This window comes from Megasphaera vaginalis (ex Bordigoni et al. 2020) (assembly GCF_900240295.1).
GTDB lineage: Bacteria > Bacillota > Negativicutes > Veillonellales > Megasphaeraceae > Megasphaera > Megasphaera vaginalis.
In genome coordinates, this window is record NZ_OEQB01000001.1 from 1 (window position 1) to 15,399 (window position 15,399).

At 51.1% G+C, this 15,399-nt stretch carries 14 protein-coding genes and 1 pseudogene; 4 read left to right on the forward strand and 11 right to left on the reverse strand.

What is annotated here, in order from left to right; genetic code table 11:
• Positions 1-192: pseudogene (locus C0977_RS10800) on the forward strand (hypothetical protein); the annotation flags it as partial.
• Positions 193-804: 612 nt separating this feature from the next.
• On the opposite strand, the gene C0977_RS11245 reads toward C0977_RS10800, so the two are convergent.
• The 3 genes from C0977_RS11245 to C0977_RS00020 all read right to left on the reverse strand — a co-directional run bounded on the left by C0977_RS11245 (position 805) and on the right by C0977_RS00020 (position 3,704).
• Positions 805-1,749, reverse strand: a complete 945-nt coding sequence (locus C0977_RS11245) for a 4Fe-4S dicluster domain-containing protein (RefSeq protein ID WP_200814182.1) — start codon at positions 1,747-1,749, stop codon at positions 805-807.
• A gap of 131 nt (positions 1,750-1,880) precedes the next feature.
• Complete coding sequence (locus C0977_RS00015) at positions 1,881-2,387, reverse strand: hypothetical protein (protein WP_145995052.1); 507 nt, start codon at positions 2,385-2,387, stop codon at positions 1,881-1,883.
• A gap of 162 nt (positions 2,388-2,549) precedes the next feature.
• Positions 2,550-3,704, reverse strand: a complete 1,155-nt coding sequence (locus C0977_RS00020; protein WP_101911974.1) for a TAT (twin-arginine translocation) pathway signal sequence — start codon at positions 3,702-3,704, stop codon at positions 2,550-2,552.
• Between the two features lie 217 nt (positions 3,705-3,921).
• Here C0977_RS00020 and C0977_RS00025 point away from each other — a divergent pair, with 217 nt between their 5' ends.
• From C0977_RS00025 to C0977_RS11050, 3 genes are read left to right on the forward strand one after another with little or no spacing between them, the layout of a single operon-like run.
• Positions 3,922-4,113, forward strand: a complete 192-nt coding sequence (locus tag C0977_RS00025; protein ID WP_023053430.1) for a twin-arginine translocase TatA/TatE family subunit — start codon at positions 3,922-3,924, stop codon at positions 4,111-4,113.
• A gap of 11 nt (positions 4,114-4,124) precedes the next feature.
• Positions 4,125-4,379, forward strand: coding sequence for a twin-arginine translocase subunit TatC (locus C0977_RS00030; protein ID WP_101911975.1), 255 nt, complete (start codon positions 4,125-4,127; stop codon positions 4,377-4,379).
• A 22-nt stretch (positions 4,380-4,401) separates the two neighbouring features.
• The gene (locus C0977_RS11050) at positions 4,402-4,536 is read left to right on the forward strand and encodes a twin-arginine translocase subunit TatC (protein ID WP_234987515.1); all 135 of its coding nucleotides are present in this window, start codon (positions 4,402-4,404) and stop codon (positions 4,534-4,536) included.
• Positions 4,537-4,775: 239 nt separating this feature from the next.
• Here the strand turns inward: C0977_RS11050 and C0977_RS00040 are convergent, their stop codons facing one another.
• From C0977_RS00040 to mtnP, 8 genes are all read right to left on the reverse strand, one after another.
• Entirely contained in the window at positions 4,776-5,606 is an 831-nt protein-coding gene (locus C0977_RS00040; RefSeq protein ID WP_023053446.1) for an EFR1 family ferrodoxin, read from the reverse strand.
• A gap of 176 nt (positions 5,607-5,782) precedes the next feature.
• Positions 5,783-7,330, reverse strand: a complete 1,548-nt coding sequence (locus tag C0977_RS00045) for a 4-hydroxyphenylacetate 3-hydroxylase N-terminal domain-containing protein (RefSeq protein WP_101911976.1) — start codon at positions 7,328-7,330, stop codon at positions 5,783-5,785.
• Between the two features lie 50 nt (positions 7,331-7,380).
• Complete coding sequence (locus C0977_RS00050; RefSeq protein ID WP_101911977.1) at positions 7,381-8,733, reverse strand: acetyl-CoA hydrolase/transferase family protein; 1,353 nt, start codon at positions 8,731-8,733, stop codon at positions 7,381-7,383.
• Between the two features lie 250 nt (positions 8,734-8,983).
• Positions 8,984-10,681, reverse strand: a complete 1,698-nt coding sequence (locus C0977_RS00055; protein ID WP_159459008.1) for a sigma-54 interaction domain-containing protein — start codon at positions 10,679-10,681, stop codon at positions 8,984-8,986.
• A 311-nt stretch (positions 10,682-10,992) separates the two neighbouring features.
• Complete coding sequence (locus C0977_RS00060) at positions 10,993-12,276, reverse strand: amidohydrolase (protein ID WP_023053432.1); 1,284 nt, start codon at positions 12,274-12,276, stop codon at positions 10,993-10,995.
• A 13-nt stretch (positions 12,277-12,289) separates the two neighbouring features.
• Entirely contained in the window at positions 12,290-13,531 is a 1,242-nt protein-coding gene (locus C0977_RS00065) for an adenosylhomocysteinase (protein ID WP_101911979.1), read from the reverse strand.
• Complete coding sequence (mtnA, locus tag C0977_RS00070; protein WP_101911980.1) at positions 13,531-14,601, reverse strand: S-methyl-5-thioribose-1-phosphate isomerase; 1,071 nt, start codon at positions 14,599-14,601, stop codon at positions 13,531-13,533. The genes C0977_RS00065 and mtnA overlap by 1 nt, the downstream gene beginning before the upstream one ends.
• The gene (mtnP, locus tag C0977_RS00075) at positions 14,601-15,395 is read right to left on the reverse strand and encodes an S-methyl-5'-thioadenosine phosphorylase (RefSeq protein WP_101911981.1); all 795 of its coding nucleotides are present in this window, start codon (positions 15,393-15,395) and stop codon (positions 14,601-14,603) included. Before mtnP ends, mtnA begins: the two co-directional genes overlap by 1 nt.
• Positions 15,396-15,399: the final 4 nt, after the last annotated feature.

The following is a 15,399-nucleotide window of genomic DNA, read 5'->3' on the forward strand; positions in this document are numbered from 1 at the left end:
CGGCTCAGCTTGACGAGTGCCAAAAACTCGTTGACGAAGGCCGACGAAACATTGCAGAGGCAAGACAAATCTTTGCAGACGTTGACAACGCAAATCAAATCAATGGAGCACAAGCGGGCAGTCATTAAAAGGCAACGCGACACCTGGGCCATAGCTGCCGGTGTGCTGCTGGTTGGCTTAGCCGCAAAATAAGATAATCCCGTCGGATCAGCGCAATGCTGACTCGGCGGGGCTATTTTTTTTTGCCAACTTTTCCTTAACTTTATAATATTTTTATAATTTTTTGGTGCTCAAAACACTCTCTTTTCTACTACGACACAGCGCATTATTGTGCAGTTGACATCTATAACAATTACATTTTACGAGGTTCACAAAGCCCAGTCAAGGTGCATACTGTCCAGTTTGACGGGGCTTTACTTTTCCGCTATTTCTTCCGCTATCCGCCTCATTTTTGTGTATAAACCTATAATAATCGATAGTAAAATATAATAGGTAGATTCCTCGATAAATGGTGGAAAATACACATTTATCAGTAAGCCATAGTAAACCATAGAAACGTATAAATTATTAGTTCCGATAATATAACGTTATCGGAACTAATTGTGTATCTTTTATCTTTTTATGTCCAAATACAATACAAGAATACGTAATTGCTCGTCTTTAATCTTTTTGTGCATAATGGTTCTAACGTCTGAACGAGTTATCAACTTACGCTGCCATATTTTTGCAAAACATGTACGTTAACATCATGCACAATATGAGAATGGCTTCACTGTTCGATTTGTTTTACTCATACCCAGCTGTTTACTGACTATGAATATACGTTTGTAGTGTTTCATGATATTCATCTAATGTATCCGGCATGGATTCAGTGCTTCGGTTTAATAATAAATCTGCCATATACAGCGGTTTCTTACCGCCAAATTCCACGGCGCGGACACAGCCGATACAATAGACGACGACGTTCTCACAAGGAAACTGGTTGACACGTTCCTGAATCCGTCTTTCTACGACGGCATTCGGCACATGGCCATACAGATTATCACCGCAACAGATGGACGTAGTGCCATGAAAGGCTGCTTCTTCCATGGTTATATTCATCTTGCGTAACAGATTGCGAATCGCCCGATGTACCTGCGGTTTGTGGCGATAAGCGCAGGAATCATGGACCGATACGGTAAGACCGCGGTAGTCGGGCAGCGGCAAAGAAGGAAAACTGTCCAGCACTTCCCAGATCGAAATAGTTTCAATCCCCGGATAAAGAGAACGAAAACGTCTGTCACAACCGGCGCAATTACCGATGATAACGGAGCCGTCAGGCAATCCCGGTTGGTGACGGCAACAGATTTGATGCCGTTTTATCTCGCCTAAACCGCTTCGCAGCAATTGCAGGAGTTGTTCCGGCACATCCGGTTTATAAGCCCGGAGCGCACAGCCGGGATTGTAATAGCATGTATCAGTGTCGATATCGCCTATGGAGATGCTTTCCCTGACGCATACCGTCGCCGGTTCCTCTTTTTTGCATACGGGCTGCGCCGCCTGTACGGGACAAACATAAGAACAGGTGCCGCAATCAATACATCGTGCCGGATCGATCAGGTACCGATCGTCTCCTTCGGCAATAGCTCCTGCCGGACAGTTGGCGGCACATTGACCACAGGAAATACAACGTTCACCGATAACGTACCAAAACGTATCTTCCCTTCCCTTGACAATGGGCTCTGCCGGTACATATGTCTGTTTTTTCATGAAACGTTCCTCCTGTGCGCGCTGTTTTGCGGCGTGAATACCCGATATTTTTTCTCTCAACAGCATTTTCGGCGCCGATTGAAACTTACTTGTAAAAATTCTCCACCCGATCCCGGTCCACGGGAAGATTTCTATTTATGGAGAGAATCAGTTTCCTGATTATTCCTGTTGAATAACTGATTTTTTAAATTGATGTAAATTGCCGTGGCATCCAGTTTCACCGGCTTATCGCAGGCAGTTAACGCAATTTTTTCCCCTGTCGGCTTATAGGCGTTCAATAAAGAAAGATTCTGTAAGGAAATCTTATTTCCCCGTTCATACGAAAGCAGCCCGCTGTATTCATCAATCCGTTTCGTCGTATCATTCGTTGTCCAGGACATTTCATCCATATCTTGCCGGCTCTTAAAGGTCTCCACATACAGTTTGACGTTGAACCATTCGTGACTGCTGGGAAAATCTCTCGTCTGCCCGCCTGTCAGATCTTTACTGTCGACAAATACAACTTTATGTCTGTCTGCAAAGACAATTTGATACTTGTCCGTATCCGTGTATAAAGTTCGACTATCCATCGCCGCCGCTGTGCCGACGACAGAAACAAAAGCGCAGGCCAACATTAACGCTTGTATACTTTTTCTCATAACACACCTCACATAATTAAATGACTAACACAACTATTTTTATTATATCCTATGGAAGTAAATTTGACCAGCTTTCATCAAAAAGATGGGCCTTCAGCTTTCCCTATATATGAAAAGTGACATGGATTTTCTCCATGTCACTTGAGACTCTTTTTTCCGCGTCTATTTCCGAATCAATTCGCCGACGGCCTTAACGACGAGATGATAGCCGTTCGGTTCGGCTTCCAGCATGTTCAGATACATGTAGGAAAGCTGTGCTCCCACATAATTGCGGAAATGGTTATATGCGGCGCCGTCCAGATCGGCGCCGGTCATACCGTACACATCGGCGGCAATTTTTTTCAGGACCTTCGTCGTTTTCGCCGCAGCCGGTGACGTAAGCACCCAGTCATGATCGCCAAGATGAACGATGTATCCTTCCTGATGATGAGGCGCCGGCAGCCCCGTACCGGACGTATTCAGCAGGCCGTAGGCGACGGGATCTTTTCCGGCGACAAGCGCAGCCGCTTTCAGCCACCCTACGACATTAGCTTCTTCCTGCTCATTCGACGGCGCTCCGTGTGCACAGGCTTGTGCGACGACTTCGGCAGCCGGGAAGCCGCGATAAATGACTTCCGCCAAAGACAGTACGTGATGCGCCCCCTGTCCGGCAATAGTATATTCTTTGAGCGACGTCCCGTCAGCCTGCCACTGGAAGACGAAAGGCTTGGCAATATCGTGAAGCGCCTGTCCGGCAATGACGATATCACGATGAACGTCATATAAAAAGACGTCCTCATAGGTCTTACAGATAGCCGCCGTAATATGCAAATTGGAAGCGACGTGAGTGGACAGACCGCCGGGATACGGATGATGACTGCCATATCCGCTTCCGGGCGCCGTCATGAAAGGCTGAACCGTTCCCCGATACGGCGGCAGAAGATGAGCGGCATCAAGCTTCCCCGTATCAATCAGCCCCTGTGCGGCCAACGCGCCGTACAAGCGTTGTATGGCGGCATCTGACGCGTACATTTCCATAAATGTCGGCCGGGGATCACGGATCAGTTTCAGCACTTCATTCTTCAACGAAGTGTCGGCTATGGTATTGACGATGCCGATAATATAGTCATAACCGTTTTTCACGAGCGCTGATATCTTCGCAGCCGCCAACGGATCTGACGGAATTTCTTTCAAAGCAACAACACGCAACGAACGCGCCGCCTTTGTTCCGTTTTCGGCAAAAGAAAAGGACGGCAGCGTGACCATGGCTGCGCCCAACGCGGATCCGGCAGCGAGTTTCAAAAAGCCGCGCCGGGAAAAAGTATGTTCATCATTCATCTCATCTTCCTCCTTAACAGTTGTTGTTCTAATACTGTAAGTGTACGCAGTATACGTATAACAGCTGTAAGGATACGGAAAAGTTAAGGAAAAATATATATCCCGATCTGAGCGTGATAATTTACAAACAGCAGCCTCTTTTTTTACATAAACATAATACAGGCCTGCTATAGTTATAGCATCCGTAATAACTACGTATCAAAGGAGGTCATATGTTATGTTTGGTTTAGGCGTCCCCGAGTTGGTTCTTATTCTGGTCATCGGGCTTGTTATCTTCGGCCCCGGAAAATTACCGGATATCGGCAATGCACTCGGTAAAAGTCTGCACGAATTCAAGAGTGCCGTCAACGCGTCTTCCGAAAATCCTGCCGGCGTAAAAAATCAAGATGGCACAAAACCCGAAGAATGAGGTAATCCTCCATGTCTCAGGTACAACAACTGAAAACACGGGAAGGCGCCGTAATGACCTTGACCGGCCATCTGACAGTCCTGCGTTCCTGTCTGATTCGATCGCTGCTGGCCACGGCGCTGGCCATGGCCGTATGCAACATATATGTTGATGATATCATCGCCGCACTTGCTTATCCTGCAGGAAAGCTCTACTTCATCAAGCCGGCCGAGGCCTTTTTCATTTATTTCAAAGTAACACTTGCCGTCGGTGGGATTTACGAATGACTTCGTTCAGCCGCTGCTCTCGATGGAAAGCTACCCGGATTTTATCCTGGCCCTTGTCCTGCCTTTCGGTCTTATCTTCAATCTGCCTCTCATACTCTTCATTCTGGCGAAAATGGATATTGTCTCTTCTGCCGCGCTGTCTGCCAAAAGGAAATAGGCCGTCCTCCTGGCCTTCGTCGCCGCCGTCATTACGCCGACGACGGATATCCTTTCCCAGTTATGTCTGGCCGTTCCGATGCTGGCACTGTATGAAGCAAGTGGTCTGGTCATCCGATATCTGCTGAAAAAGTAAAGGCTGCATTCCTTCACGGCAAGACCCCCTCTGCAACGCGGATTTTCCTTCCGGCTGCAAAGGGGGTCTTCCTATAACATAGCGGGAATAGGCCTTCGCCGCCTTTACAGATAGGCTGCCGAATTGGCGCGGCGGCGATAATGTGTTTCCAGATAGCGGACGTGAGATAAAAAGGCCGCATCGTCGAAATACTTGGCATGCGTCGGGCATTTTGCAACGCATGCCTGGCATTTGATACAGATACCGTTGACCGTCAGCGGATCATCCCAATCGACAGCCCCCATTGGACAGACGTTTGCACAAATCTTGCAATCGGTGCACAACGCGGTGTCAGTCTGCGGTTTGGCCTTTAAAAACTTAGCCGGCTGCCCATCCATTCCTTTTGGCACGTAATACGGCCGTACCGGTTCATCATCGGCAATAACCGGCCGCAGCAGGTCTGCGGCAGTTTCCGCCCGGACCAGCTTCGTCGCCGTCTGCCGGATAAAGCCGTCCATAAACAGAATATCTTCCGCATCCGGCCGTTTCATGCCGATCTGATCGGAAAAAACGTGATTGCAGGCAAAAGCCGCCGCGGCAAAAACATGAAAGCCCCGTCCGTCCAGCTCGTCGCGCAGTTCCGTCAGCGCACTGTCAAAGCTGCGGTTGCCGAAGGTAACAACGGCAACAGCCGGCGTCCCCTCTCCCGTAAATAAAGTCTGCACAAACGGCAGCGCTTTATTTGGAATTCGCCCTGCATAGGTAGGCATCCCGAAAACGACCAGTTCATCTGCCGCCATCGCATACCCGGCGGCGCGGGCGGCAGGCAGCGTAAAGTCGATGACGTCCAAGGGAACCTGCAAAACGGCGGCCAGTTGTGCCGCAATACGCTCCACCGTTGTCTTCGTATTGCCGACGGGACTGAAATAAATGGCTTTTACCTTGTTGATGTTCATATCTGCACTCTCCTTGCGGCAAGCCGGATGCAGCTGCCGATTCCTGATTTCTCTTTCTCTCTATACTCTACGTTGTTCCCCGTGTCTTTGTCAACGCCGTATAGCGCCACGACGGGAGCCCCTTGCGGCAGATTTGCCGGCAAGGGGCTCCCTCACTGATACGAGACAGTCATTCTTTATTCTTCATCTACTTTGGGCAAATCGCCGTAATTGCAGGCGCGGCCGCGGCGTTTGCCGATTTCATTGACAATGGCATCGCGTTTTGCCGGATCCTTTTCCATCTTCGTCTGTGCTCTGACGATGTCTTTGAGGTGGTTCCAGTCGGTGTACATCCGAGCCATGACGGTAGCCGCTTCCATATTGCCGCCGCCGTGGAGGGCCATTGCCGTCCAGTTGGAGCCGCGGGCCATATGTTCGATAAAACGTACGGCACGGAGACGGTCAAAGGCGTCGAACTTCGGATTGCCCGGGTTGAATGCGCGCTGTACCATCGGGCCGATTTCCGGATCGCGCAGATCCGCTTCCGACGGAGCCGTTTCGCCGAAACCGGCAATGATATCGCGGGCATACCGTACAGCGTCAAAGGGCAGTTTCGTGCAGTTATATTTGCATACGTGCGCATTCAGCGGGTTCGGAATGAAAAAGCCGCTCGGATGCTTAAAGCCTTCGGTAGCCGCTGTCAGGGACAGGCCGTATACCGTTTCGGAATCCATCATCATATGGGTCAATTTCGTTTTAATATGACCTGCTTTTTCAACACCGACCATTTCCGTGATCAATGCCGTAGCACCGCAAAGTGCCGTACAGCCGCCGGCTTTACACCCGCCGGCAGTGAGACGATGCACGGCAGTGAAATAACTGAGAAGACGGCTGACATATTTTGTTTCGCCGCAGAGGAAAACGCGTTCGTTCGGGACGAAGACATGATTGATATATACCAGCGCCTGATGATCGGCGTAATTCTTACCGAGATCAATCCCTTCGATATCGCCGCCGACTTCTTCGAAACGGCGATCTTGCGGCGTACGGCCGAGTACAAAGGTCAGCCCCGGATCATCGGCCGGAATGGCGCAAGCTACGGCAAATTCCTTATCTTCCGGTTTCAGGCTCGTCGTCGGAATGCAAATTACTTCGTGGGCGAAAAGAATGCCTGTCTGATTGCATTTGAAACCGCTGACGTAAATGCCGTCTGCCGTGACTTCATCAATATGGATATACATGTCTTTGTCAGGCTGTTTGCTCGGCGGCAACGTACGCAGGCCTTTGACGTCCGTAACCGTTACGGTACAGGACAAATCGTTACGTTGGACATAGTCCAGGAATTTCATGAAACGATCGAAATAATGGGTGCCGAGCTCCTGATCCATGTCATAACAAGTCGGTCCCAGCCCGGCGAACGCTTCGGAGCCGGTGCAACGGTGCGTACAGCAACTGACGACTTCGCCGAGAGCGCGGGCAGCTCTTGTCTTGCGCTGCGCATCTTCGACGGAACGCAGCGGCGCGTTGTAAACACTGACTTCTTCGCCGTTAAGATGAGACGGAACCGTGATCAGGCCCTTCCATTCCGGGCGCTGCGCCAAGTCGTAAATCGTGCAGATCGTGTTGAAGCTGGCTGCCAATGCCGGGAATGTCGTCAGGTCTTCGATCTTTTTGCCGCGGAAATAGACGTTCATGGGGCGACGTTTTTTGATGCTTTCAATATACTGCTCCTTGGTCATTAACATAATACAGGCCTCCTTTTGCTAAACGATTGCAACGTTTCGTAATGGATATATCAGATCATCAGCTTGCTCGACCGTTTCCAAATGCCCATCTTTTCAGCTTCTTTGATCAGTTCGTCGCGGAAATCGGGATGAGCGATATTGATCAGCGCTTCCGCCCGCTGCCACGTCGATTTCCCTTTCAACATGGCGTAACCATATTCCGTAACGATGTAATGGACGGCAGAACGCGGCGTCGTGACGACAGAGCCTTCGACCAGCAACGGCCTGATCAGCGATTCTTTTCGCCCGTCCTTCAGCGATCTCGTTGAATGCAGGCAAATGAAGCTCTTACCGCCGTTCGACAGAAATGCGCCCTGGGCAAAGTCCATCTGTCCGCCAGTACCGCTGACGTGACGATAACCTGCCGTTTCCGAGCAGACCTGGCCGTACAAATCGAGATTGACGCAGCCGTTGATCGAAATAAATTTATCAATACCGGAAACAACGCCGATATTGTTAACGTAGCTGACAGGCGCGTTGAAAACGACTTGGTTATTATCGATAAAATCGTAGAGCCGCTGTGTGCCGCCGGCAAAGCCGTACATGATCTTCCCTTTATCGCGGTTCTTATTACCCGTGATCTTACCGGCTTCATAAAGGTCTACATACGAATCGACGAGCATTTCCGTATGGCCGCTCAGATCTCCGACGTCGGATTGGGCCAGCTTCGTGCCGATAGCCGAAGGAAGACTGCCGATCCCCAGTTGCAGCGTACTGCCGTCTTCAATCATGCTGACGACGATATCGGCAATTTTATTATCCGAATCACTGGCGGGTTTATTCGGAATACACGGCATCGGCGAATTGCTGCCTTCAATAATATAATCGACATTGGCGAGATTCAGTTCCGTTTCGTAGCCCAATGCTTTCGGGATATTTTTATTGACCTCGACGATGACGATATCCGCCGCCTTAAGTTCTCCGATAAGATCGCCTGCTTGCGGACCGAGATTGAAATTCCCCCATTTATCCATCGGATGAACTTGAATCATCAACACATCGATGTGCCGCCAATACTTTGGCAGTTCGTTGAGCAAGATCGGCATGAACCAACAACGGCCGTCTTTGTTCATGTTACGGTCAAAGCCGTTGAAATGGCCAGACATGAATCGTACCTGCTCATTCGAATCGGAAGCCGTGTAAACGGCATACGGCGCTTCCTGCAAGGTTGTCGTGTAGCAAATCTCAAGTCCTTGGAGCTCTCCGTTGCGGATTCTTTCTGCCAGCGCCCGATCCAGATCCAGCGGAACGGAACAGCCGAATCCGTACGATACACGTTGACCGCTCTTCACGACCGACACGGCCTGTGCCGGTGTTACGAGCTTTTTACGATACATTTCTGAAAGGCTCGCTATCGCGTACATACAACTCCCCTCCTTTTTTCTACCCGTTTCGTCTCGATAACAACTGTATCTTTACTAAATATATAAGAAATATACATGCCAATTTTACATGGCAGAAAAGATGCGATATATAAGCCATTTTCTGTCAATTACCAAAAAAAGAAAAGCGTCCTTGATGCATTCGTACATCAAGGACGTCCCTTATCATCTTCCAACTGACTCTATTCCTGTGCCATTTATTATTGATGCAAGACGACATCACATTGATGCGTTAATGCATCAATGTGATGTCGAGTTCCCGTAATTTTCTGGATACGGTAGATTGATTCACTTTAAGGGCGTTCGCTATTTCCCGTGTAGTCTTATATCGCATTCTGGCATTCGCCAACAATTGCCGCTCCGTCTCCCGCAACGCGTCTTGCAGGGGAATGATTCCTGCTACGGTAACTGCTGCCGCTTCCCGCTCATTAGTGTATTTATCCGGCAGATCCTTCGGCATGAGCAGGTCGGACGGCGTCAGCACAATCATCGTTTCGATGACGTTTTCAAGCTCTCTCGTATTGCCGTACCAGTTCATATTGATCAGAACGCGAGCCAAATCGATGGAAAGCTTTTTCCGCTTATGATAGCGCTTATTGAACTTCTCGATAAAAAAACGGGTCAACGGAATAATATCTTCGCGCCGCTCCCGAAGAGGCGGAACATTGATCTGGATGACGTTGAGCCGATAATACAGATCCTGCCGGAAAGTGCCTTCCTTGACCATTTCCCACAGATTGCGATTCGTCGCCGCAATGATCCGGACATCGACAGCTTTCGGCTTGGCGGCGCCGATCCGCAGAACTTCCTTCTCCTGAATAACGCGCAAGAGCTTGACCTGTGCCGCCAAACTCAGTTCACCGACTTCGTCAAGGAGCAACGTTCCCTTATCGGCCAATTCAAAGAAACCGAGTTTGCCCTGATGCCGCGCTCCTGTAAAGGACCCGCTTTCATAGCCGAAAAGTTCCGATTCGAACAACGAATCGGGAATGGCGCCGCAATTGATTTTTACGAACGCTTTGCCGTTCCGGCGACTCCTGCGGTAAATTTCATTGACAATAACCTCTTTTCCCGTCCCCGATTCCCCCGTCACGAGAACGATCGAATCGACATCGGATATGATACGAATCTTTTCCATCGTTTGCTTCATCTTGCTGCTGTTGACGATCAGATCGCCGTTCTTTTCAATATTCATTACGACCATTTGTCTGACCTTCAATTTTTCCTGCTCAAGACTCTGACGCAACAGATTCAATGCCGAAACGTCCTGAATATTTACGACGACGCTGGTCAGCCGTTTGTGGGAATCACAAATGGGAATGCCCGTATAAACGAGCATTTTATCCTTAAAATCGGAAGACACGGTCACCCGTTTCTTCGATTCCAGTACTTGCTTGACGATTGCTTCCTTGAAGATGCCTTTGGCGACGATTTCATCTGCAGCGTAGCCGAGCAGAGAACGCCTGTCGACTCCAAAGGTTTTCTCAATAGCCGCATTGACGCGAACAATGATTCCTTGCCTGTCGGTTACGATAATTCCGTCTGTCGCCGACTCCAAGATCGCATTCATTTCCCTGAATGTCGTGTTGACAATATCCAGCTCCTGTTGAGAGCAGACTTCATGTCCCGATTCATGCAGCACCAAAATACTGCCGTTCCGGCCGCCTGCGCGCAGCCACGGATAGACATGGCAGATGATCCAATTTTCTCCGTTCTGCATGGAAAATCGCCCCTGCCCTTTCACCAGATCGATTTGACTGCTGAAAGATGCCAATATTTCTTCGTAACTGACGCCGGTTTCTTCCACAAGACGCTTTGACGACTCATTCTTGCAAACAATATGTCCCTCGTTGTCGACGATAATCAGCGAACAATACAAAGCATTAAAGGCACAACTGTAATCAGCTGTCGTGAACCTGCCATTTTCCATGCGCTGTCTCCCCTTTCCGGGTCCCTTCATTCCTTGTTATTCATCTTTTTTTATTATTATAACGTAATAAGGAAAAGCGCTGCAAGCCGTCATGCTTTTTTATTACGAACAATTGTCTTTATAAAAAGGACGCGATACGGTCAAGCACACCGCGGTGGTGATCAGCAGCCGGCGCTCAGCAAACCCATGCGTCAATGCCGCCTTCCTTTTCATTCATGCAGCCGAGACGATATCGAAAGCGCAAAGCGTGCCGGTATTCGTCATTTCCATACGCTAAAAAGGATCTGCCAGCGGTGACAGATCCTTTTGCCTCAGGAAAGGGAACTCAACATCTTTTCTTTGCTTCGTTCCGCTTCGTATTTTATTTTTTCAATATCCAGCGTCGTAAATTCTTTGTTCTGCAGAAGCAGCTTGCCGTTGACGAACACCGTATCTACATCAAAACTGTTCGCCGCATAGGCCAGCAGGGATAAGGTGTCATTTTTCGGATACCAGTGCAGGCCTTCTCTGTCAATAAGCGTAATATCCGCTTTCCAACCGACTTCCAGCTTGCCGATATCGCTGTATCCCAGTGCCTTTGCGCCGCCTTCCGTAAGCAAATGAACGGCTTTTTCCGCCGGAATGACAAGGGGATCAAAGGTATCGGCTTTATGAATCAACGCCGCTAAATGCATTTCTTCCATTATATCGAGATTATTGTTGCTCGAGGCGCCGTCCGTTCCCAGACCGACGATAACGCCTTTTTCCAGCAGCTTGGGAACAGGCGCGACGCCGCTGGCCAATTTCAGATTGCTGCCGGGATTGTGGGCGACACGGACGTGTTTCGCCGCTAAAATATCGATGTCGTCGTCATCGACCCAAACACAGTGCGCCGCCAGGCAGCCACAGTCGAATACGCCCAGGTCGTCGGCCCAAGCAATGGGGGACTTGCCGTATTCCTTGCGGACCGTTTCGACTTCGCCCTTCGTTTCGCTAAGGTGCATGTGAATTTCGGCGCCCAGTTCGCCGGCTGCCGCCACGACTTGCCGCATATACGCCGTCGGGCAGGTATACGGTGCGTGCGGGCCGAACATGACGGTTATCCGGCCGTCGCCACGGCGGTGCCACGTCCGGAAGAGATCCTTATTCTCCTGCAACGCCGCCTGGGCATTCGGCGTAATCCCCGTAAGGCCGCGGCTCAAAGCGGCGCGGATACCGGTCTCTTCGACGGCGCGCGCCACATCGTCCATGAAAAAATACATATCGGCAAAGCTTGTCGTGCCGCAGCGAAGCATTTCCGCAATCCCCAACCGCGCCTGCGCATAGACGATATCACCGTCCAATTTCGCTTCTGCCGGCCAGATTTTCTTTTCCAGCCAATCCATGAGCCGCATGTCATCGGCATAGCTGCGAAAAGCCGTCATGGCAATATGATTATGCGTGTTGACAAAACCCGGCGTGGCCAACATGCCCTTGCCGTCAATCACGACGTCATAATCTCCATCGGCAGTTGCCGGAAAGGCCGTGATCCGGTCATCGGTAATAACGAGATTTTTCCCTTCTTCGACGATATGGTTGCGATAGAGCGCAATATTTTTCAACAATGTTTTCGTCATCGGTCCGCCTTTCCTAATCAAGATTCAAATAGGTCCGTTGTTCTGCCGAAAGCGTATCGATACCGTAGCCCATCGATTTCAGCTTGATGGAGGCAATTTCCGTATCAATCGTGTGAGGCAGGACATAAACGTGATTTTCCAGCGTGCCGTGATTTTCCAAGATATACTTCGCCGCCAGAGCCTGAACGGCAAAGGACAGATCCATAATCTCAGCAGGATGCCCGTCACCGGCGGCGAGATTGACCAGCCGCCCCTCTGCCAGCAGATTGATGATATGGCCGTTCGGCAATTCATACCCTTCAATATTATGGCGCGCCGCAAAGTGGCGGACTGCCAGAGCCTCCAGTTCCAGCTTGTTGATTTCCACGTCAAAGTGACCGGCATTAGCCAGCAGGACACCGTCTTTCATCTCTTTCATATGTTCACCGCGTATAACGTCTTTATCACCGGTCAGGGTCACAAAAATATCCCCTACTTTGGCAGCCGCCGCCATAGGCATGACCTCAAAGCCATCAAAAACAGCTTCAATGGCTTTAATCGGATCAACTTCGGTGACGATAACATGGGCTCCCAGTCCCTTGGCGCGCATGGCGCAGCCGCGGCCGCACCAACCGTAACCGCCGATGACGACTTTTTTGCCGACAACGGTCAGATTTGTCGTACGCATAATGCCGTCCCAAGTCGACTGTCCCGTGCCGTAACGATTGTCGAAAAGATACTTACAATACGAATCATTGGCTGCAATCATGGGAAAGCGCAGCTTCCCCGCTTTATCGAGGCCGTGAAGGCGATTGACGCCAGTCGTCGTTTCTTCCGTGCCGCCGAGAAGGTTCTCCAGCGCGTCCTGCCGCGACGTGTGGAGAAGGCCGACGAGATCGCCGCCGTCGTCGATGATGATCTCCGGATGATGATCCAAGGCCTTATGCAAATACATAAAATAGTCCTCTTCCGTGCAGCCGTATGTGGCATAAACGGTCAATCCGTCTTCGACCAGAGCGGCGGCGACGTCATCTTGTGTCGAAAGCGGATTGCTGCCTGTCACGACAACGTTGGCGCCGGCGCGGCTCAGCACCGTCGCCAGATACGCCGTCTTGGCTTCCAGATGGACGCTGACAACAACGGTTTTGCCGCGAAAAGTCTGTTCTTTTTTTAAGCTGTCGCCAATCGCGTTCAGCGTCGGCATGTAGTGATCTACCCACCTGATCTTCTGCTGACCGCTTTTGGCCAAAGAACGGTCACGAATGATTGATTCCATTACAAAACCACTCCCTTTTTCTGAAAAAATTGCGTCACCTGTCTCGCATCAGGTTCGGAAATTACGCCTGCTTCCGTAAAAATGGCGGTAATATACTCGTGCGGCGTTACGTCGAAAGCGGGATTGAAAACGGCGACGTCCGCCGGTGCTGACGCCTGCCCCTGAAATTGCCGGACTTCCTGATGGTCCCGCTCTTCAATCGGAATCGATACGCCCGTTTCCATTTGCAGGTCGAAAGTCGATATCGGCGCGGCGACATAAAAAGGAATGCGGTGCTCCCTGGCCAGGATCGCCACCCCGTAAGTGCCGATCTTGTTGGCCGTATCGCCGTTTCCCGTAATCCTGTCGGCGCCGACGATAACGGCGTCGATCTCCTTCGTCCGCATGACCCAGGCCGCCATATTATCCGTAATCAGCGTAACGGGAATACCGTCGGCATGCAGTTCCGTTGCCGTCAGCCTGGCGCCTTGCAGCAGCGGCCGCGTTTCGTCGGCATAAACCATATTGACGAGACCGCGCGCATGCGAGGCCCGGATCACGCCGAGAGCCGTGCCGATGCCGGCAGTCGCCAACGCGCCGGCATTGCAATGCGTCAGGATATTCAGCTTCTTTCCCGCCTTGCACAGGCATGCGGCGCCGTACGCCGAAAGGCGCCGATTGACGGTGATATCTTCGGCGCAGATAGCATTAGCTAACGCTTCCAATGCGTCCGCAATCAGGGCCGGGTCGTTTTCGGCCTGCAACTCGGCGGCCCGCCGTTCCATCTTCGCTAAGGCCCAATGCAGATTGACCGCCGTCGGTCTTGCCGCGTCGAGGTCAAGGCAGATGGCGTGCAGCTGCGTTAGCAAAGCGGCACTATCGGCAACGCCGCCCTGCACCAGCGCTCTAGCCGCCAGGACAACGGCATAGGCGGCGGCGACGCCGATGGCCGGCGCGCCGCGGACAGCGAGAACGGCAATGGCCCGGCGCACGTCCTGCCAGGAACGGCAAGACAAGTAGCGCTCCTGCAACGGCAGCGCCGTCTGATCCAGCAGCAGCAGTTCATTCCCTTTCCAATGCAGCGTTTCCATCAGACAGAAAACCCTCCGTAAGCCTGCAGCGTATGGCGGCAAGAACAATCTTCCCCTTCGGCGTACAGCTCGATCGCCCGCATCAGCAACGTCCGCAAACGCAGTGAATTCTTGGCCATGCTTTCCACGACTTCTTCATGTGTCAGCGGCTGCGGCGAAATACCGGCGGCAAAATTGGTAACCATGGAAACGGTAGCGTAGCAGATCTCGGCTTCCCTGGCAAGACAAACTTCGGGGACATTGGTCATCCCGACGAGATCGCCGCCGAATTGAGCGAACATCCTGATTTCCGCAGGTGTCTCAAAACGCGGACCTTCCGTGCAAACGTAGGTGCCGCCGTTATGGACGGAATACCCCAGCGCCGCGCCTGCCTGCATCACCGTCTCGCGCAGCGCCGGGCAGTAGGGATCGGTCATGTCGACGTGAACGACGCCGTTCTGCCCGCCGTCGAAGAAGGACGTGTGTCGCGATTTCGTGAAATCGAGAAACTGGTCTGGCAAGACAAAATCATCAGGCTTGTCGTCAAGATTCAATGAACCTACTGCCGTCGTCGATAAAATCGCCGTTACGCCGAGCTTTTTCAACCCCAAAATGTTGGCGCGGTAATTGATCAAATGCGGCGGAATCGAATGCGTTTTGCCGTGGCGCGGCAAAAAAACGATATCCTTTCCTTTATAAGTACCCTGCATGTACCGGATCGTACCGTAATAATTCTGCTGCTGTCCTTCTTTGACATGTTCTAGCATCGTGGCATCACAGACGCCGGTACCGCCGATAATCGCAATGAGTCCCATGCTG